Source organism: Ideonella azotifigens (assembly GCF_006519715.1).
Taxonomy (GTDB): Bacteria; Pseudomonadota; Gammaproteobacteria; order Burkholderiales; family Burkholderiaceae_C; genus Ideonella; species Ideonella azotifigens.
Window position 1 is genome coordinate 1 of record NZ_VIDT01001218.1, and the last position, 252, is coordinate 252.

A 252-nucleotide genomic window follows, 5' to 3' on the forward strand; every position below is an offset into this window, starting at 1 on the left:
CACCGGCTGCGTAGCCCAGGTGGTGACCCATCTCCGCGCCCAAGGCCCGTTCGATCACGGCCTTCTTGAACTGCTGGAAGATGCTCTCCAGCTCAGCCGGCGTCACCGGCCCGGGGATCAACTGCTCAAGCGCTGCGGCTGAGAATTGCGGCTGCGCCGCCTTGTCCGCAACCATTGCGGTTTTCGATTTGCGTGGCATTCATGTTCCTTGTCGACATGCTATGCCTCACACACAAATCTCCTGACAGGCCC

At 61.1% G+C, this 252-nt stretch carries 1 pseudogene; it reads right to left on the bottom strand.

Features of this window, described 5'->3' with window-relative positions:
• Window positions 1-199, bottom strand: a pseudogene (locus FKP22_RS31670) (IS256 family transposase); the annotation flags it as partial.
• Window positions 200-252: the final 53 nt, after the last annotated feature.